Here is a 17239-nt window from a genome sequence, read left to right as displayed (position 1 = left end):
CCGGGTCATCCGGCGACGGTGGGGAATTCCAGCAGGGCCTGGAAGCCCTCGGGTGCGTAGCGCGGCTCCACCTTGCCGCCCTGGTTGCGCAGGGCCGCCTGCATCAGCCGCGTGCCGAAGCCGGGCTTGCTGGAAACCCCCGGCGCCGGCCCGCCGGCCTCGCGCCATTCGATCCGGGCCACGCCGCCCTCGAGAGCCGACCGGCGCACGCTCACTCGGCCGGCCTCGACGCTGAGGGCCCCATACTTCACCGCGTTGGTGGCCATCTCATGGACCAGCAAGGCCGCGCCGGCCCCCACCTCGGCGCTGATCACCACGGCGTCCAGGTCGGGGGCGAGGTCGAAACGCGCCAGGCCGAAAGGGGCCAGGACCTTGCGCAGCAGGTCTGCGAAGCGCAGCGGCCCGCCGCCGCTCTCGGTGATCAGGTCCTGGGACTGGGCCATGGCCGATAGGCGGGCGTTCAGCAGGTCCGCGTATTGCTCGACGGAGGTCGCGTTGCGGGCCGTCTGGCTGGCGATGGCCATGACGATGGCCAGGCCGTTCTTCGCGCGGTGGGCCATCTCTCGCGTCAACAGGGCCTGGCGTTCCTCGGCGGCGCGGCGTTCGGTGACATCCAGAGACGTGCCGACCACCAGCGCCGAGCCATCCGGCCTCGGCGCGACCCGGGCGTGGGCCAGGATCCATCGGATCCGGCCGTCCGGCGCCACCGCTCGGTACTCCATCGAGAAATCCCCGCCTTCCGGCCGGTCGCGCGCTCCGCGATAGGCCTGGCGGATCTGTTCCCGGTCGTCGGGATGCACGGCCTCCATATAGCCTGCAACGTCGTTCGGCGCGTCGGGCGGCAGGCCGAAGAGGGCCCGGTTGCGGTCCGACCAGAGCAGTTGCTCGCTGCCGGCCTCCCACCGCCAGAAGCCCAGACCGGTCGCCTCCACGGCCAGGGCCAGGTGGTTGCGTTGCTGCTCCAGCTCCAACTCCGCGCGCTTCCGCTCGGTGATGTCGATCTGGATACCGTCCCAGAGGACCGAACCGTCCGGCCACGGAACGATGCGGCGGGTCGCGGCGATACGGTTCCAGCGAACCTCCCCGTTCGGCAGCTTGAAGGTCAACTCGACGTCGAAGGTGCCGCCCCGCGCCGAGGCCTGGGTTTCCGCCAGGGTCATGCGTTCGCGCGACTCCGGCGTGATCAGCCGATAGAGCGCGTTGGGATCGGCCAGGGCCTCGGCCGCGCTCACCCCATTCAGGGCCTGACAGCTCTCGGACACGAAGATGAAGCGTCGCGTGGCGCCACCGGGCGCCACCAGCATCTGGAACGCCATGCCGAGCGACATTGTGTCAGCGAGCGCCCGGAACGGCGGATCGGCCATGGGGGGCGACGTCTCGGCCTTGCCCAACGCTGACACGCTCCCGTCGCCCAATCCTGCCCGATCTTAGGCGCTGCGAACGCCGACGTAACACGAAATGTGATCAGCGATGGCGCGGCTACCGCGAGCCGGCCGCCAGCATGATCTTGTCCGACGAAGGACGGCCGGCGAGGCCGTCGGCGGCCGAGACAGTGATGCGCATCTCGTTGCCGTGCAGCACGGCCGACGGCTTGCGGCCTTCCACCAGCTTCACCTTCTTGAGCCTGGCCAGCAGGCCTTTGCCGTCGGGGCGGCGCGAGATGCGAACCACGGCCTCGGCGGCCACCATGGCGGCGTCGGCCACAACCGCCGAGGAGGCCGGCGAGGCGTCGGCCTCGAAGGGGATCAGGCGCCGCGCGGCGCGGGTGGCCTTGGCGCTGGCCTGGGCAAGACGCTCCAGCAGGGCTTGCGGGCCCATCGCCGGCAGCCGCAGGGTCGGACCGCCGCCCGACAGGGCCGCTGGCGAACCGCCGGGCCGTTCCGGCGTGAAGATGGTGAGGCCGCCCAGGCGGGTGGCCCGCAGCATCGGCTCACCCAGGTCGTTCTTGTAGATGACGTCGCCGCGCGGGGCCGGCTGGGGGTGCAGGGCCCAGACCTCGGGACTGTCGTCGAACTTCAGGTAGGCGCGGGGCTGGCTGCGGTCCAGGACGAAGCCGTCGCCGTCCTGGCTGACATACCGCGCCACAGGCGGAATCGAGCGGCGGCCAGGCGACGGGCGATCACCGAAGAGACCCTCACGCAGAACCTCGGGGCCTGCCAGGGCGGGCGAGGCGCATGCGAGACTTCCCGCCGCGGCGAGCGCCGCGACGAAAAAGGGCAGGTACGCATGCGCCGGTCTTTCGCTCGCCATCACGGGAAGCAGATGCTCCGCGACTGCGGCTCTTTTTGGACTAGGACCGCCAAGCTTTAGCCCGCCATGTACTGGCCGCCGTTGAGCGAGAGGGTCGAACCCGTCACATAGCCGGCGTGCTCGCCGGCCAGAAAAGCCACCATGTCGGCGATTTCCTCACCCTTGCCCAGGCGTCCCACCGGGATCTGGGCGATGATGCTGGCCAGCACGTTTTCCGGCACCGCCTGCACCATTTCGGTGTCGATATAGCCGGGCGCGATGCAGTTCACGGTGACGCCCTTGCGGGCGTTCTCCAGGGCGAGCGCCTTGGTGAAGCCGATCACCCCGGCCTTGGCGGCGGAGTAGTTGGTCTGGCCCATCTGGCCCTTCTGGCCGTTGATCGACGAGATGTTGATGATCCGGCCCCAGGACCGCTCGCGCATCCCCTCGATCACCTGGCGGGTCATGTTGAAGACCGAGTCCATGTTGACCCGGACCACGTCCGACCACTGGTCCGGCGACATCTTGTGGAACACCCCGTCGCGGGTGATTCCGGCGTTGTTGACCAGGATGTCGATGGGTCCGAGCTCGGCGGTGACGTCGTCGACCGCGCGTTTGCAGTCCTCGAACACCCCGACATTGCCCTTCACGACCATGACGCCGAGTTCCTTGGCGCAGGCGGCCGCCGCCTCCTCATTGCCGGAATAACCGGCGGCGACCTTCATGCCATCGGCCTTGAGCCGTTCGCAGATCGCCCTGCCGATACCGCGTGTTCCGCCCGTGACGAACGCCACTCTGGCCATAGTCGCCTCCCGCTTTCAAAAACGACGCCGGTTGATCCGGCGCTCAAGTCAAACCGCTTCGACGCACATGGCCACGCCCATGCCCCCGCCGACACACAACGTGGCCAAGCCCTTCTTAGCTCCCGAACGCCTCATCTCGTGGACGAGCGTGGTCAGGATCCGCGCGCCCGAGGCGCCGATGGGATGGCCGATGGCGATGGCGCCGCCGTTCACATTCACTTTCGCGGGGTCGAGGCCCAGGTCGCGCACCACGCAGATCGACTGGGCGGCGAAGGCCTCGTTGGACTCGATGAGGTCCAGGTCGCTGACCGCCCACCCCGCCTTCTCCAGCGCCTTGCGGCTGGCGGGGATGGGGCCGGTGCCCATGATCTCCGGGTCCACCCCGGCCGAGGCCCAGGAGGCGATGCGGGCCAGCGGCTTCAGGCCGCGCTTCTTGGCCTCGTCCGCACTCATCAGCACCAGGGCCGCGGCCCCGTCATTGAGGCCCGAGGCGTTGGCGGCGGTGACCGAGCCTTCCTTGTTGAAGGCAGGGCGCAGGCCCGAGACGCTCTCCAGCGTCGCGCCGTGGCGGATGTATTCGTCCTGATCGACCACGGTGTCGCCCTTGCGGCCCTTGATGGTGACGGGCGCGATTTCGCCGGTGAACTTGCCGGCCTTCTGGGCGGCCTCGGCCTTGTTCTGGCTCGCCACGGCGAACTCGTCCTGGTCGGCGCGGGTGATCTGCCAGCGGGCGGCGATGTTCTCGGCGGTCTGGCCCATGTGATAGCCGTGGAAGGCGTCGATCAGGCCGTCCTTGGTCATGGTGTCGGTGAACGACATGTCGCCCATCTTGGTCCCGTTGCGCAGGTGGGCGGCGTGCGGAGCCTGGCTCATGCTCTCCTGGCCGCCGGCGATGACGATCCCCACCGAACCGTCGGCGATCTGCTGGGCGCCGAGCGCCACGGCCCGCAGGCCCGAGCCGCAGAGCTGGTTCAGGCTCCAGGCTGGGCTTTCCACCGGGATGCCGGCATTGACCGCGGCCTGGCGGGCGGGGCCCTGTCCCGTGCCCGCCTGCAGCACCTGGCCCATGATGACCTCGTCCACATCGGCCGCCGCGACGCCCGCGCGCTCCAGCGCGGCGAGGATGGCCACCTTGCCCAGTTCATGGGCGGGCAGGCTGGAAAGCGCCCCATTGAACGATCCGACCGGTGTGCGGGCGGCCGAGACGATAACGACATCGGTCATGGCGAGGCTCCTTCTGGGATAAGCGTTCTATCTATCGGTAAACGCCCGATGATGGGCAAGGGGGTGAAATCGCTCGCCTGATTGGAGCGTCCGCTTTCCCAACGCCCTCGCATCCGCGATACTGCATTGCAAGAGTGCGGCGCGCCTCGTGGGGAGGGAGCCCGGCAAAGGGTTTGATATGGTCGACACCCAACACGGGAAGGCCGACGACACTCGTGTCGTCATCAAGAAATACGCGAACCGGCGGCTCTACAATACCGCCTCATCCTCGTACGTCACGCTGGACCACCTCTCGGAGATGGTGAAGCAGGGCGTCGACTTCGTGGTCTATGACGCCAAGACCGGCGAGGAGATCACCCGGACAGTCCTGACCCAGATCATCTTCGAGGAAGAGGGACGCGACGGGCAGAACCTGCTGCCGATCCAGTTCCTGCGCCAGCTGATCGGCTTCTACGGCAACTCCATGCAGGCCTTCCTGCCCAGCTATCTGGAGCTGTCCCTGGCCACCTTCGCCGAACAGCAGGAGCGCCTGCGCACCCAGTTCTCGGCCCTGCCGATCGGCACCGGCATGGGGGCCTATGACGAAACCATCCGTCAGAACCTGGCCATGTTCGACCGGGCGATGAAGATGTTCTCGCCGTTCTCCTACGCCGCCCGCGGCGACGAAGCCGCGCCCGCGACCAAGCCGGACGCCCCGCCCGCGGCGTCCGACGAGACGTTGAACGTGTTGAAGAAACAGATGGAAGAGATGCAGGCCCAGATCGAGAAGCTCGCCAAACGCTAGCTTAACCCGTGGGCCCTAGACTTCAGGCCGTCATGAGTTCGCCCATCGATCCCATCCGCCGATCCAACCTGGTGCGCCGCGCCCAGCGGCCGCATACGGCCGACCGCGAGGACACTCCGGAGGTCGAGGACCGCAGCGTGCCGGCGATCTATGATCCGGCCCCGACCCCGCCGCCCGGCGGCTCCGCCGAGGGCGCCGCGGCGTTCAACGCCCACCTGCTCGGCCAGGACGGCCAGAGGCGAGGCCTGCGCGGCGGCCCCGAGACCCTGGGGGCGGCCCGCAGCGTCTACACCAAGACCGAGTGGTCCGGCCCCGCCGACCGCCGCGCCCGCAAGGGCGGCGTGACCAAGACCGAGATCTGAGACCCTAGATCCTCCCCCAGCGCGGAGCGCGATTTGGGGGAGGTGGCGCGTCGCCCTCTTCGGCGACGTGACGGAGGGGGTTGAAGCCCCCAAAAGCGAGTCAAAGTCCCCCACAATCAGCTTCGCTGACAGCTCCCCCAAAGGGGGAGCATCTAGATTGTCACCGCCCCTTCAGCCGCGCCAGTTCCGCCTCCAGGCTCGCGACCCGCCGCTCCAGGGCCGCGAGCCGCCCGGTCACCTCGTCCTGGCCGGGCACAGGCGTGGAGACCCCGGCGCTATGCGCCACCTCGGCGGCCGACACGCCCAGCAGGTCGGCGAAAATGCCCACCTCCTCGGCGGAAAGTTCCCGTTGGTCCTTGAAGGCGAGCGCCAGGTCGGCCTCGCTCAACCCGGCGGCGGCGGCCATGACCCGCCGCGTCAGGCCGCGTTCGGCCAGCTTTTCCTCGAACCAGGCGACGTCGAAGAACAGCGCCATCAGGCGCGCCCGTCCTGGCGCCGGTCTTGCTTAACCACAGGTGAATCCCGCCTGGACCGGACGTTTCATGATCGCGCTCGCCATCCGCTTCCTCGACGTCGCCGTCGTCACCCTGATCTTCTCGGCGCTCACCTAATCGGGATCGACGCCGAAGCCGACGTCGCGGCGGGCCGTGACGATGGTGACGATGAACCCGGCCAATACGTCCAGCAACACCATCAGGGTCAGCAGGAAGAAGGTCGAGGTCGCGAAGGCCGGGGCCAGCAGGAACTCCACCAGGCATGCCACGAACAGCAGCATCGACAAGGCGTGGTTGACGATGGCCGTCCGCCGGCTGGTGGTGGATTTCAGCAGTTCGATGAACAGCACGATCAAGCCGGCGGCGATGAGGATGTCGCCCAGGGTCACCGGCCACTGCGCCGTCGAGGTCATGGCGATGTTGAACAGCGGCTCGGCCATCCGGATATTGGCCTCCACCGATGAGAACCCGCCCGCCAGGGTCAGGGCGACCAGGTTGTAGGCGAGCACCGGCAGGGCCAGCAGCGGCAAGGCGGCGAACATCGGTGACCCCTCCCCGATTGGGACAGGTCCGAAATTCCGCTGTTTTGGCCCGCGCGGCAAGCTAGCGCTGCTATAGCTCCTCGACCGCTCCCGGCAGCCGCGCCCGCGACTGCAGCCACATGACCCCCAGCAGGTCGGAGAGCGAAGCCCAGAGCCGGCCGAGATTGGTGTACTTCGACACCCCCGTCTGCCGGTGTCGATGGTTCACCGGCCGGAACGCCACACGGTAGCCTTCGCGCATCATCAGGGCCGGCAGATAGCGGTGGATGTGGTCGAAGTAGGGAAGCCTCAGGAAGGCCTCGCGGCGGAAGGCCTTCAGCCCACAGCCGGTGTCGTTGGCGCTGTCCCTGAGTAACGACTTGCGCACGCCGTTCCCGAACTTCGAGGCGAGCTTCTTGGCCCGGCTGTCCTGGCGCTTGACGCGCTCGCCACCCACCAGGACCAGGTCGGCGGGGCCGGCCAGCAGGGCGTCGACGAGTTGCGGCCCGTCGGCCGGATCGTTCTGGCCATCGCCATCCAGGGTGACAATGACGTCGCCCCGCGCCGCCAGGATCCCGGTGCGGATCGACCGGCTCTGGCCGGAATTGGCCCCATGGGTCAGCACTCTCAGCTGCGGAATGGAGGGCTTCAGCGCCATCAGGGCCGCGCGGGTTGCGTCGCGGCTGCGATCGTCGACGAAGACGATCTCGAAACTTCGGCCGGCGAAGGCCCGGGCGATCTCGCGGGCGAGTTCCGGGGCCGCGCCCTCCTCGTCGAAGACGGGGACGACCACGGAAATGTCGGGCTTGATGTCGGCCATGTCTCTCCATAGCGGAAAAGTCGGCGTGCGAAAGGATCGTGCTATCAACGCGGCCATGAGTCTCGAAGCGGTCCTTGAGAGGTACGGTCGCGGCTGGCGGGGTCCCGCCATCGCCGCCCTGATCGCCTTCCTGGCCGGCCTGCCCGGCGTCTTCGCGATGCCGCCGCTCGACCGCGACGAAAGCCGCTTCGCCCAGGCCACCGCCCAGATGCTGGAGACCGGCGAGTTCATCGTCATCCGGTTCCAGGACGAGCCGCGGTTCAAGAAGCCGGTGGGCATCCACTGGCTGCAGGCCGCCAGCGTCGCGGCCTTCTCCGAGGCCGAGGCCCGCGAGATCTGGGCGTACCGCCTGCCCTCGCTGCTGGGCGCCATGCTGGCCGCCGCGGCTTGCGCCTGGGGTGCGAGCGTCTTCTTCGGCGGACCGACGGGCCTGCTGGCCGGGGCGATCCTGGGCTCGACCTTCCTGCTCTCCACCGAGGCCTTCATCGCCAAGACCGACGCGGTGCTGGCGGGAACCACGACCCTGGCCATGGCCGCCCTGGCGCGGATCTACGCCGCCGGGCGCGAGGGCGGAAAGGCCGGCCGCGTCACCCGGTTGCTGTTCTGGCTTGGCCTTTCGGGCGCGATCCTGGTCAAGGGACCGGTGGGGCTGATGGTGGTGGTGCTAACCGCCATGTCGCTCAGCCTCTGGGACCGCAGGTGGCGCTGGCTGAAGGACCTGGGCTGGATCTGGGGCCTGATCATCCTGGCCGCCGTCGTCGGGCCCTGGGCCGGGGCGGTGACGGTCGCCACCGACGGAACCTTCTGGACGACCGCCTTCGGCGCCGATTTCGCGCCCAAGCTGGTCGGCGGCCAGGAGAGCCACGGCGCCCCGCCCGGCTACCACACCCTGCTGACCCCTTTGCTGATCTTCCCGGGCGCGCTGCTGCTGCCCGCGGCCCTGGCGCTCGGCTGGCGCCAGCGCCACGAGCCCGGCGTCAAGTTCGCCCTGTGCTGGCTGGTCCCGGCCTGGATCGTGTTCGAGGCCACCCCCACCAAGCTGGTGCACTACACCCTGCCGACCTATGGCGCCCTGGCCTGGCTGATGGCCGCGGCGGTATTGCGCGCCCCGCTCGGGACCGTAGTTCGATGGGCGGGGATCGCGCTCTCGGTGCTGGCGGGCGGGGTGCTGGCGATCGGCGTCGTCTACCTGACCACCCTCTATGGCGATCCCACCGACTGGCCAGCCGCCGTGCTCACCGCCCTGCTGCTGGTCGCGGCCGGGGTCTGCGGCGCCTGGCTTCTGTGGCGCGGTTGGGCGGGCAAGGCCATCGCCGCGGCCAGCGTGCTTACGATCCTCGGGCACGGCGCCTTCGCCGCGCTCTTCGCGCCGCGGTTGGCGCCGCTCTGGCTGTCGGCGCGCACGGAACAGGCCCTGTCCGAGGCCCGCCTGCTGCCGCGCCAGGGCATCGCACCGGCGCCGGTGGCCGTGGCCGGCTACGCCGAGCCCAGCCTGGTCTTCGCCCTGGGCACACCCACTGACCTGGGCGGGGTCGATCAGGCGGTCGAGGCCCTGGCCGAGCAACGCCCGGCGGTGATCGAGGGCCGCGAGCAGGCCGCCTTCGAGGCCGCCATGAAGGCCAGCCGGGTCAGGGCCCGGGAAATCGCCAGGATCGACGGCCTGGACTATTCAAACGGCGACGAGACGTCTTTACGGCTCTACGCCCCCATCCCATCTGTGAGTCCATGAGCCGCTTTATCCAGATCGTCGAGGTCGGCCCGCGCGACGGGCTGCAGAACGAGAGCACGGTGCTCGACACCGACCAGAAGCTCGAGTTCATCGCCCGCCTGGACGCCGCCGGCGCCAAGCGGATGGAGGTCGTGTCCTTCGTCAATCCCAAGCGCGTGCCGCAGATGGCCGGCGCAGAGGAGGTGATGGCCGGAATGGCTGTGGACCCCGCCCTCTCGCGCATCGGCCTGGTGTTGAATATGCGCGGCTGGGAGCGCGCGGTGGCCGCGGCCTGCGACGAGGCCAATGTGGTGGTCTGCTGCTCGGACGGCTTCGGCATCCGCAATCAGGGCGCCTCGGTGGCCGAGCAGATCGCCGCCATGCACACGATCGCCGAGCGCAAGGCCGCCGAGGGCGGTCCGCCGATCTCGGTCACCTTCTCCACCGCCTTCGGCTGCCCCTTCGACGGGGAGGTGCCGCAGGACCAGGTGGTGGCCCTGGCCGCCGAGGCCGCCGCCGCCAAGGTCGACGAGATCGCGCTGGCCGACACCATCGGCGTGGCCGACCCCTGGATGGTCCGCGCCCGGATCGAGGCGGTGCGCAGGGTGACCGGCGACATCCCGCTGCGCCTGCACTTCCACGACACCCGCAACACCGGTCTGGCCAACGCCTATGCCGGGGTTGAGGCCGGGGTCGATATCCTTGACGCCAGCTGCGGCGGCCTGGGCGGCTGCCCGTTCGCGCCGGACGCCACGGGCAACATCGGCACCGAGGACCTGGTCTACATGCTGGAGCGCGCCGGGTTCGAGACCCGCTACGACATCGGCAAGCTGATCGAGACCGCCAAGTGGATGTCTGGAATCCTCGGCAAGCCGCCCGCCGCCTCGGTCAGCCGCGCGGGATTGTTTCCGCAGTAACGGGCGCCGGTTAGGCCGCCCGTCCCCGGAAGCGCCACATGACAGGGCGCACGACGGCCGTGCAGACGATCAGGGGCGACAGCAGCCAGGCGGTCACCCGGTCGGTGACGCTGACGGCGCGTTTGCGGAAATAGCGGGCCAGGCCGACGCCCTTGTGGAACTCGACTTTCACCGGGCTGGCGTGGCTGGTGTGGCCCAGGTGGATCACCTCGGCCTTGGGCTGGAACAGCACCTCGCCTCCGGCCTCGCGCACGCGCCAGCACAGGTCGACGTCCTCGACATGCAGGAAATAGCCTTCGTCGAAGCCCTGCAAGGTCGCAAAGTCCTCGCGGCGCATGCAGAAGCAGGCGCCGGAGATGGTCGGCACCGCCGCCACGACGTCGGGGGCCGCCTCGTTCTCCCAGTGCACCTCGTAGCGGCGCCAGGCCGGCACGTGCTGGGCCAGGTGGGAGAGGCTGAGCAGGGCGCTGGTGAGCGTGATGTCGCCACGCCGGGCGCCACGCTGCTCGGTGCGGTCGGCGTTCAGCACCCGGCCGCCGACGATGCAGGGCGCCGGCCGGCCCTCGATGGCCCGGACCAGCTCGGCGATGGCGCCGGGCTGCAGGAAGGCGTCGGGATTGAGGAAGACCAGCACTTCGCCCTGCGCCTGGTTGGCGCCCAGATTGGCCCCCCGCGCGAAGCCGACATTGCCGTGGCCGCTGACCAGACGGACCCGGCCGTCGCGCTCGGCCAAGCCCTTCAGGCGCGCGGCCTCGATCCGGGTCGACCCGTTGTCGACGACCACGAGTTCGTCGACCAGGGGATCGGCCAGGACGCAATGCAGGCTCTGCTCGAGGGCCTCGCCGGTCATGTAGACGACCATCACCACCGACACCTTGCGGCGGGGCTTCAGGAAGTCCTGCGTCGGCGAGGGCTCGTAGGCGACGATCGGTGCGGCGATGCCGTTCATCCAGCCTCCCTGGCCCCGACCGCGCCGCGAGCCGCAGCGGTCTGGCCCATGGCGTGTCGAGCAACATCGGGCGCGTCGGCGTCCAAGGCAAGCGTCTTCACGGCGTCAGCCAGGGACAGGATCTGCTGCCCGTCCGATCCGAGACGCCTCAACGCCACCTTGCCCTCCTCGGCCTCGCGTCGACCGACGACGGCGATGACCGGCGTCTTGGCGAGACTGTGCTCACGCACCTTGTAGTTGATCTTTTCGTTCCGCAGGTCGGTTTCGACGCGCAGGCCCGCCGCGCTCAATTCTTGAGCGACCCGCATGGCATAATCATTGGCGTCTGACGTAATTGTAGCGACGACCACCTGGGTGGGCGCCAGCCACAACGGGAACGATCCCGCATAGTTCTCGATCACCACCCCCATGAACCGCTCCATGGAGCCGCAGATGGCCCGGTGCAGCATCACCGGCCGCTGCTTGGAGCCGTCCTCGGCGATGTACTCGGCCTCCAGCCGCTCGGGCAGGACGAAGTCGAGCTGCAGCGTGCCGCACTGCCACGTCCGGCCAATGGCGTCGCGAAGGTGGAACTCCAGCTTCGGGCCATAGAAGGCGCCTTCGCCCCGCAGGCGTTCGATCGGCATGTTGATCGCCTGACGCGCCGCGCGGTCCAGCTTCTCCTCGGCGATGTCCCAGACCTCGTCGGACCCGGCGCGCAGGTCGGGCCGCAGCGCCAGCTTGACGCTGTGCAGCTCCAGCCCGAAGTCGGCATAGACCGAGTTCAGCAGGCGGACGAACTTCGTCGTCTCCTCCTCGATCTGCTCCTCGCGGCAGAAGATGTGGGCGTCGTCCTGGGTAAAGGCGCGCAGGCGCATGATGCCGTGCAGGGCGCCGGAGGGCTCGTAGCGGTGGCACGCGCCGAACTCCGCCATCCGCAGCGGCAGGTCGCGATAGGATTTCTGGCCGAAGTTGAAAATCTGCACGTGTCCCGGACAGTTCATCGGTTTAACGGCCAGCTCTTCGCCTTCCGTCGTCTCGCACGTGAACATGGCCGCGCCGAACTTCTCCCAGTGGCCGGACTTCTCCCACAGGCCGCGGTCCATGATCTGGGGGGCCTTGACCTCCACATAGCCGTCGGCGTCGAGGCGGCGGCGCATATAGGCCTCCACCGTGCGGTAGAAGGTCCAGCCCTTGGGATGCCAGAAGATCATCCCCTTGGCCTCTTCCTGCAGGTGGAAGAGGTCCATGGCCCGGCCGATCCTGCGGTGGTCGCGCTTCTCGGCCTCCTCCAGGCGCGTCAGGTGCGCTTGGAGATCGGCCTCGGTCGCCCAGGCCGTGCCATAGATCCGCTGGAGCTGGGCGTTGCGGTGGTCGCCGCGCCAGTAGGCTCCGGCCAGCTTGGTCAGCTTGAAGGCCTTGCCCACATGCTTCGTCGAGGGCAGGTGCGGGCCCAGGCACAGGTCCTTCCACTGGCCCTGGCGATAGACGCTTATCTCCTCGCCGACCGGCAGGTCGGAGATGATCTCGGCCTTGTAGGCCTCGCCGATCTCCTTGAAGTGCTGGATGGCCTCGTCGCGGCCCCAGACCTCCCGCACGATCGGCTCGTCGCGATCGACGATCTCCTTCATGCGCTGCTCGATGGTCGCCAGGTCGTCCAGGCTGAACGGCGTCTCGCGGGCGAAGTCGTAATAGAAGCCGTCCTCGATCGCCGGGCCGATGGTCACCTGCGTGCCGGGGAACAGTTCCTGCACCGCCTCGGCCATCACGTGGCTGGCGTCATGGCGGATGGTGTCCAGCGCCTCGGGACTCTCGCGCGTCAGGATCTCGAAGGCGCCGCCCGCGGGCAGCGGCCGGTCGAGGTCGTAGAGGGCGCCGTCCAGCTTGATCAGCAGGGCGCGCTTCTCCAGCGACTTGGCGATGGAGGCGGCGACGTCACGGCCCGTGACGCCGTCGTCGTATTGGCGTTTGGAGCCGTCGGGGAAAACAAGGTCGATCATGATTCACATATCCAGTTCCGCGCGGCCGACCCCGGTCCTTTGGGGGTCTTGTCTCGCGGTTGGGGAACGGGGTCGTAGCCCGAACCTCCCCAGGGATGACAGCGACACAGCCGCCGGGCCGCGAGCCAGGAGCCGCGCCAGGGGCCGTGACCGATCAGGGCGTCCGCCGCATATTCCGAACAGGTCGGAAGAAACCGGCATTGGCGCCCGATCAGGGGCGAGAGCGTCAGCTTGTAGGCGCGGAGCGCGCCTCTGACGCAGGTTTCATAAAGGGTCATGCCGGCTCGCGGTCGTGCGATTCAATCGCAGCGATTACGCCGTGCTAGGTCGGCGATCAAGCCGCGCCGGCGGGGCTAGTTCGGGCCGTGGCCTTTCGGACAGCGTCGACGACGGCCTCGAACGCGAGCAGCGTCGAGGCATGTCGGGCGGGATAGTCCTTGACCGGGGCGAGCATCGAGAGATCCGAAAAGCGTCCTGCAGGCGGAGGTCCGCCTTCTTTGAGCATAGCCCGAAACCCTTCGCGGGCCAACTCCAGCTCGGCCAGGCTCGCGCCCATGACGTTGGCGCCCAGCACCGAGGCCGAGGCCTGGCCCAGCGCGCAGGCCTTCACGTCCTGGGCGAAATCGCTGACCACGCCGTCCGCCAGCGCCACGTCGACCACCACCCGGCTGCCGCACAGCTTGGAGATCTTCTCCGAACTGCCGTCGGGCGCGGCGAGGCGCCCGGCATGCGGCAGGTTCGCGGCCAGCTTGAGCAGTTTCGCCGAATAGAGGTCGTCGATCATGTGGCTGATGTAGGCGCCCCGCCCTGGGCGCGCCACCGCGCCTCGGCCTGCGCCTTCAGCGCCTCGTTCATGGCCTGGAAGCCGTGATGGACCTTGCGTCCGATCCGCTTGACCACGCGGGGGCCCAGCATTCCCCCGAAAAGCTCGCCGTTGGAGACGATGCAGCTGGCCACATCCAGGATCTCGATCTCGATGAAGCGGGTATTGTTCACCAGCCCGCCCATCATCCTGAGCTTCCAGTGGAGCTGGTCGTTGGGCACCCACTCCAGGACCACGGGCTTGATCACCTGCGGCGCCTCGCCCTCCAGCACCATGGTCAGGGACAGCTCGGCGCCGATCCGCACCTGGCCCTCGGCCTTCACATAGAGCGGGTTCCAGTCGGCCCAGCCCTCCAGGTCATAGATCAGGTCCCAGATCACCTCGGCCGGCGCCTGCACCCCGATCCGATGCTCCACGCGCACGCCGCTTGGCCCCGCGGCCTTGGGCGCGATATTGAACGTGAACCCCGCCGCCGGGGTGAAGGTCTTGGGTCTGTTCTGATTCAATCCAGGCATCAGGCCTGCTCCTTGATCACCCGTTCTCCGCCCGCCCCGAATATAGGGCGGCCAGATTGTCGAGACCACACAGGGCAATCCAACCAGGCTCCGCACCTCCTAGAGCTTTCCGGCGGACACGCGCAATCTCTTCGAGTTTTCGGTCGCTTCCGCGACGTGCTTGTCGCAGCCGGCTCAGGCGCCTCCCGAGGTCAGCCTCCGCAGCCTAGCCGCAGCCGCACGGCTTCGACCTGCTCGAGCCAGGATGGCAGCAAATGCTTCGGAGGGTTTGCAAGGGCCGCACAGGCTTCGTCGTGCTCTCCCATCCGATACAGGGTGATCGCGAGGCCGATTCTAAGGCGGGCGTTGAACCATTTCGTCTCGCCCCTTCCGAACGACGCCGCCTGGTTTGCGAGCGGTCGACAACTGTCGAGAAACGGCAGCCCGTACGTCACAATCGCCTGCGACAGTTCTCGGGGTCCGTTCGGGTCACGCCGCCACCAATGGTCGGTTCGATCCATGAGCTGCCCGATGCGAACCGTCGCATGATAATACAATCCAGGCGCATCGGGCGGAACGGCCTCATTCCATATCGCGTCGGTCGCCAAGTCCTTGTATGATATGTTCGCGGTCGTCCCCGCTCTCGAGCTGACCTGCAGGTTCACGCAGTCTTCGAAGCCGTCGCGAATTCGAATCCAGTTGCGCCCATTGCGTGTGAAGCCGGCGGGCTGCAGCACGCCGTCCAGCGCGCTTATGTAGGATATCGAACTCACAAGAAGTCCTTGGGATTATAGTAGATCGGCCGCGTCTTGTTACCCGTCTCGCCCAAGTACTTCCTTGCTGCCCTGATGGCAGCCGCTCTTCCGCTTGGCGTGTCCGGCTTCAATTCCATTAGACGGCGCTTATACGGGAACGCTGGATTTCGCGCCGGCGCCCCGACATCGGGCTTGGGCGTCCGCCCGCTCTTGCCGACCATAGTTGGCTCGTAGTCCCAACCCGGCTTACCCTCCAGACGGTCGCGAAGCGCGTCGTGAGCCCTCCGCCCAGCGCGGGTCGCCCAATTGTCGCCGACCCGCCGAAACGGCTCGCGTTCGATCAATTCAAGAGGAAGACGCTTTAGTTGTGGCCCCGCCAAGCGAGCCGCAATCGCGCCAGCACCTTCAATACCCATGATCACAGCGGCGGGAGCGAGCGCGGGAACAGCCATCCAACTGTTCTTTTGGCTTTCCGCGTGAACGACTTTCCGAAGCGCCTCCTGCTCACGACGAAGCTCGGTCAGGTCCTCGGCAGGGCTTGCTGGCTGCGCAGGCTCAGCCCGCCGCACGCCGTTGCGGGCATCTACAATCCTCTGTCGACGCGCGATCCACTCCGCGGTGGTCTCGTCGCGATCATTGCTTCGCGCAAATTGCTGCCCGGCCACACCGATCCCTTCTCGCCTTGATGAAACTGGCCTGAGCGCTCCGCACCTTGCTGGGGCGGACGTGCCAGACTGCAGCTCCAAGTTACCGAAGCAACCTTAGATTGTCAAGAACAAAACAAGAACACGCAGCGCCCCGCGTGGGCCACTAGGGCTGCGCGAAAAGGTATCGGCCGTCGCTAGCTCGGCTCCTTGATCCGCCAGGTCGCCCCCGTCGGCCCGTCCATCACCTCGACATTCAACGACGTGAGCTCGTCGCGGATGCGGTCGGCGGCGGCCCAATCCTTGGCGGCGCGGGCTTCGATGCGCTGGGCGATCAGCCCGTCGATCCGATCCTTCATGCCCTCATCCACCCCGCCCTGGAACCAGGCCTCCGGATCGCCGGCCAGGAAGCCGATCAGGTTGGCGGCCTCCAGCAGCACCTGGCGGTGGTAGCGGGCCTCGCCCTCGGCCCCGTCGCGGATGGCCAAGCGCAGGCGGTCGGCCAGCTCGAACAGGGCCGCGAAGGCCGCCGGCGTGTTGAGGTCGTCGTTCAGCGCCGCCATGAACCGCTGGGTGTCGGGATTGATCCCGGCGTCATAGCCCTTGGCCTCGGGCGCGCTCGCCGTGTCGCCCAGGAATCGGTTGGCGTCCTGGACGGCGCCATAGAGCCGGTCCAGCGCCTTCTTCGACTGCTCGATCAGCTCGCCGGTCCATTCCAGCGGGGCGCGGTAGTGGCCCACCAGCAGGGCCCAGCGCAGGGCCTCGCCCGGCGCCTGCTTCACCAGCTCGTGGACCAGGACGACATTGCCCACACTCTTGGACATCTTCTCGTCGCCGAAGTTCAGGAATCCGTTGTGCATCCAGTAGTTGGCGTAGCCGACGCTGTGGTCGTGACCGGCGCACAGGCCCTGGGCCATCTCGTTCTCATGGTGCGGGAACAGCAAGTCGATGCCACCGCCATGGATGTCGATGGGCAGGCCCAGGCTCTGCTCGATCATGGCGGAGCACTCGATGTGCCAGCCCGGACGGCCCGCGCCCCAGGGGCTCTCCCAGACCGGCTCGTTTTCCTTGGACGGCTTCCACAGCACGAAGTCGGCCGGGTGCTGCTTGTAGGGCGCCACGTCGACCCGGGCGCCGGCGATCATGTCGTCCATCGGCTGGCGCGAGAGCTTGCCGTAGTCGGCATAGGCCTGGGTGTTGAACAGCACGTGGCCTTCGGCGGCGTAGGCCGCGCCGTTCTGGACCAGACGGCCGATCATCGCGACGATGGCGTCCATGGTCTGGGTCGCGCGTGGTTGCTCGGTGGGCCGGAGGGCGCCCAGCACGGCCATGTCCTCGTTGTAGATCGACAGGTAGCGGTCGGTGATGGTGTCGATCGGCACGCCTTCCTCGGCGGCCTTCTTGTTGATCTTGTCGTCCACGTCGGTGACGTTGGCCGCATAGACCACCGAATCCTCGCCATAGAGGCGGCGCAGCAGGCGGAACAGCACGTCGAACACCACCACCGGCCGGGCGTTGCCGATATGGGCGTAGTTATAGACCGTCGGCCCGCACACATACATCGTCACCCGGCTCGGGTCCTTGGGGACGAAGGTCCGCTTCTCGCGGGCCATGGTGTCGTAGAGGGCGAGGGTCATGTGAAGCTTTTTAAAAGTGACGCGGGGTAACGGTTGCCGGACTTGGTCTTGGCCCCATATACAGATCGGGACGACGGGAAGCCACGGTCAGCATCC

At 68.0% G+C, this 17239-nt stretch carries 19 protein-coding genes; 4 read left to right on the top strand and 15 right to left on the bottom strand.

From position 1 onward, the window contains the following. Positions 1 to 5: 5 nt before the first annotated feature. The 4 genes from M9M90_RS03565 to M9M90_RS03550 all read right to left on the bottom strand — a co-directional run bounded on the left by M9M90_RS03565 (position 6) and on the right by M9M90_RS03550 (position 4256). Positions 6 to 1400 (bottom strand): sensor histidine kinase, encoded by a 1395-nt coding sequence (locus M9M90_RS03565; protein ID WP_254835790.1) that lies wholly within the window; start codon positions 1398 to 1400, stop codon positions 6 to 8. Between the two features lie 79 nt (positions 1401 to 1479). After that, positions 1480 to 2250, bottom strand: a complete 771-nt coding sequence (locus tag M9M90_RS03560; protein ID WP_256549227.1) for a DUF4908 domain-containing protein — start codon at positions 2248 to 2250, stop codon at positions 1480 to 1482. Positions 2251 to 2306: 56 nt separating this feature from the next. After that, positions 2307 to 3032, bottom strand: coding sequence for a beta-ketoacyl-ACP reductase (locus M9M90_RS03555; protein ID WP_254835788.1), 726 nt, complete (start codon positions 3030 to 3032; stop codon positions 2307 to 2309). 48 nt (positions 3033 to 3080) lie between these two features. After that, entirely contained in the window at positions 3081 to 4256 is a 1176-nt protein-coding gene (locus M9M90_RS03550; protein WP_254835787.1) for an acetyl-CoA C-acetyltransferase, read from the bottom strand. Between the two features lie 178 nt (positions 4257 to 4434). Between M9M90_RS03550 and phaR the strand changes: the two genes are divergently transcribed. Both phaR and M9M90_RS03540 read left to right on the top strand, forming a co-directional pair. After that, complete coding sequence (gene phaR / locus M9M90_RS03545) at positions 4435 to 5040, top strand: polyhydroxyalkanoate synthesis repressor PhaR (RefSeq protein ID WP_254835786.1); 606 nt, start codon at positions 4435 to 4437, stop codon at positions 5038 to 5040. 32 nt (positions 5041 to 5072) lie between these two features. Continuing rightward, positions 5073 to 5402 (top strand): hypothetical protein, encoded by a 330-nt coding sequence (locus M9M90_RS03540; RefSeq protein WP_254835785.1) that lies wholly within the window; start codon positions 5073 to 5075, stop codon positions 5400 to 5402. Between the two features lie 160 nt (positions 5403 to 5562). Here the strand turns inward: M9M90_RS03540 and M9M90_RS03535 are convergent, their stop codons facing one another. From M9M90_RS03535 to M9M90_RS03525, 3 genes are all read right to left on the bottom strand, one after another. Further along, positions 5563 to 5877: a helix-turn-helix transcriptional regulator gene (locus M9M90_RS03535; protein ID WP_254835784.1), complete on the bottom strand. Its 315-nt coding sequence runs from the start codon at positions 5875 to 5877 to the stop codon at positions 5563 to 5565. Between the two features lie 132 nt (positions 5878 to 6009). Then, on the bottom strand, positions 6010 to 6438 hold the full coding sequence (locus tag M9M90_RS03530; RefSeq protein WP_254835783.1) for a hypothetical protein: 429 nt from the start codon (positions 6436 to 6438) through the stop codon (positions 6010 to 6012). A 70-nt stretch (positions 6439 to 6508) separates the two neighbouring features. Beyond that, positions 6509 to 7237: a glycosyltransferase family 2 protein gene (locus tag M9M90_RS03525; RefSeq protein WP_254835782.1), complete on the bottom strand. Its 729-nt coding sequence runs from the start codon at positions 7235 to 7237 to the stop codon at positions 6509 to 6511. Positions 7238 to 7292: 55 nt separating this feature from the next. Between M9M90_RS03525 and M9M90_RS03520 the strand changes: the two genes are divergently transcribed. Together M9M90_RS03520 and M9M90_RS03515 are read left to right on the top strand one after the other, a co-directional pair. Continuing rightward, entirely contained in the window at positions 7293 to 8966 is a 1674-nt protein-coding gene (locus M9M90_RS03520) for a glycosyltransferase family 39 protein (RefSeq protein WP_254837214.1), read from the top strand. Further along, positions 8963 to 9862, top strand: a complete 900-nt coding sequence (locus tag M9M90_RS03515; protein ID WP_254835781.1) for a hydroxymethylglutaryl-CoA lyase — start codon at positions 8963 to 8965, stop codon at positions 9860 to 9862. The genes M9M90_RS03520 and M9M90_RS03515 overlap by 4 nt, the downstream gene beginning before the upstream one ends. A gap of 10 nt (positions 9863 to 9872) precedes the next feature. Here M9M90_RS03515 and M9M90_RS03510 read toward each other — a convergent pair whose 3' ends face one another. The 8 genes from M9M90_RS03510 to cysS all read right to left on the bottom strand — a co-directional run bounded on the left by M9M90_RS03510 (position 9873) and on the right by cysS (position 17143). Continuing rightward, positions 9873 to 10811 carry a glycosyltransferase family 2 protein gene (locus tag M9M90_RS03510; RefSeq protein WP_254835780.1) on the bottom strand — a complete coding sequence of 313 codons (939 nt, stop codon included), beginning with the start codon at positions 10809 to 10811 and terminating at the stop codon, positions 9873 to 9875. After that, positions 10808 to 12790 (bottom strand): threonine--tRNA ligase, encoded by a 1983-nt coding sequence (gene thrS, locus M9M90_RS03505; RefSeq protein ID WP_254835779.1) that lies wholly within the window; start codon positions 12788 to 12790, stop codon positions 10808 to 10810. The genes M9M90_RS03510 and thrS overlap by 4 nt, the downstream gene beginning before the upstream one ends. Next, complete coding sequence (gene yidD / locus M9M90_RS03500) at positions 12787 to 13068, bottom strand: membrane protein insertion efficiency factor YidD (RefSeq protein ID WP_254835778.1); 282 nt, start codon at positions 13066 to 13068, stop codon at positions 12787 to 12789. Before yidD ends, thrS begins: the two co-directional genes overlap by 4 nt. Before the next feature lie 56 nt (positions 13069 to 13124). Then, positions 13125 to 13574, bottom strand: a complete 450-nt coding sequence (locus tag M9M90_RS03495) for an iron-sulfur cluster assembly scaffold protein (protein ID WP_254835777.1) — start codon at positions 13572 to 13574, stop codon at positions 13125 to 13127. Continuing rightward, positions 13571 to 14128, bottom strand: coding sequence for an SRPBCC domain-containing protein (locus tag M9M90_RS03490; RefSeq protein WP_254835776.1), 558 nt, complete (start codon positions 14126 to 14128; stop codon positions 13571 to 13573). The genes M9M90_RS03495 and M9M90_RS03490 overlap by 4 nt, the downstream gene beginning before the upstream one ends. 191 nt (positions 14129 to 14319) lie before the next feature. Next, on the bottom strand, positions 14320 to 14844 hold the full coding sequence (locus M9M90_RS03485; protein WP_254835775.1) for a DUF4304 domain-containing protein: 525 nt from the start codon (positions 14842 to 14844) through the stop codon (positions 14320 to 14322). 32 nt (positions 14845 to 14876) lie between these two features. Further along, the gene (locus M9M90_RS03480; protein WP_254835774.1) at positions 14877 to 15527 is read right to left on the bottom strand and encodes a hypothetical protein; all 651 of its coding nucleotides are present in this window, start codon (positions 15525 to 15527) and stop codon (positions 14877 to 14879) included. 176 nt (positions 15528 to 15703) lie between these two features. Then, positions 15704 to 17143, bottom strand: coding sequence for a cysteine--tRNA ligase (cysS, locus tag M9M90_RS03475; RefSeq protein WP_254835773.1), 1440 nt, complete (start codon positions 17141 to 17143; stop codon positions 15704 to 15706). Between the last annotated feature and the right edge of the window lie 96 nt (positions 17144 to 17239).

Origin of the sequence: Phenylobacterium sp. LH3H17, from assembly GCF_024298925.1 — a bacterium.
Lineage (GTDB): Bacteria > Pseudomonadota > Alphaproteobacteria > Caulobacterales > Caulobacteraceae > Phenylobacterium.
Note: the sequence above shows the minus strand (reverse complement) of the source record. Positions and strands in the feature narration are given on the sequence as shown.

Coding starts and splice junctions, on each gene's coding strand:
- M9M90_RS03560 (WP_256549227.1), bottom strand. CDS start 2,250: ATGGCGAGCGAAAGACCGGCGCATGCGTACCTGCCCTTTTTCGTCGCG.
- M9M90_RS03555 (WP_254835788.1), bottom strand. CDS start 3,032: ATGGCCAGAGTGGCGTTCGTCACGGGCGGAACACGCGGTATCGGCAGG.
- M9M90_RS03550 (WP_254835787.1), bottom strand. CDS start 4,256: ATGACCGATGTCGTTATCGTCTCGGCCGCCCGCACACCGGTCGGATCG.
- phaR (WP_254835786.1), top strand. CDS start 4,435: ATGGTCGACACCCAACACGGGAAGGCCGACGACACTCGTGTCGTCATC.
- M9M90_RS03540 (WP_254835785.1), top strand. CDS start 5,073: ATGAGTTCGCCCATCGATCCCATCCGCCGATCCAACCTGGTGCGCCGC.
- M9M90_RS03535 (WP_254835784.1), bottom strand. CDS start 5,877: ATGGCGCTGTTCTTCGACGTCGCCTGGTTCGAGGAAAAGCTGGCCGAA.
- M9M90_RS03530 (WP_254835783.1), bottom strand. CDS start 6,438: ATGTTCGCCGCCTTGCCGCTGCTGGCCCTGCCGGTGCTCGCCTACAAC.
- M9M90_RS03525 (WP_254835782.1), bottom strand. CDS start 7,237: ATGGCCGACATCAAGCCCGACATTTCCGTGGTCGTCCCCGTCTTCGAC.
- M9M90_RS03520 (WP_254837214.1), top strand. CDS start 7,293: ATGAGTCTCGAAGCGGTCCTTGAGAGGTACGGTCGCGGCTGGCGGGGT.
- M9M90_RS03515 (WP_254835781.1), top strand. CDS start 8,963: ATGAGCCGCTTTATCCAGATCGTCGAGGTCGGCCCGCGCGACGGGCTG.
- M9M90_RS03510 (WP_254835780.1), bottom strand. CDS start 10,811: ATGAACGGCATCGCCGCACCGATCGTCGCCTACGAGCCCTCGCCGACG.
- thrS (WP_254835779.1), bottom strand. CDS start 12,790: ATGATCGACCTTGTTTTCCCCGACGGCTCCAAACGCCAATACGACGAC.
- yidD (WP_254835778.1), bottom strand. CDS start 13,068: ATGACCCTTTATGAAACCTGCGTCAGAGGCGCGCTCCGCGCCTACAAG.
- M9M90_RS03495 (WP_254835777.1), bottom strand. CDS start 13,574: ATGATCGACGACCTCTATTCGGCGAAACTGCTCAAGCTGGCCGCGAAC.
- M9M90_RS03490 (WP_254835776.1), bottom strand. CDS start 14,128: ATGCCTGGATTGAATCAGAACAGACCCAAGACCTTCACCCCGGCGGCG.
- cysS (WP_254835773.1), bottom strand. CDS start 17,143: ATGACCCTCGCCCTCTACGACACCATGGCCCGCGAGAAGCGGACCTTC.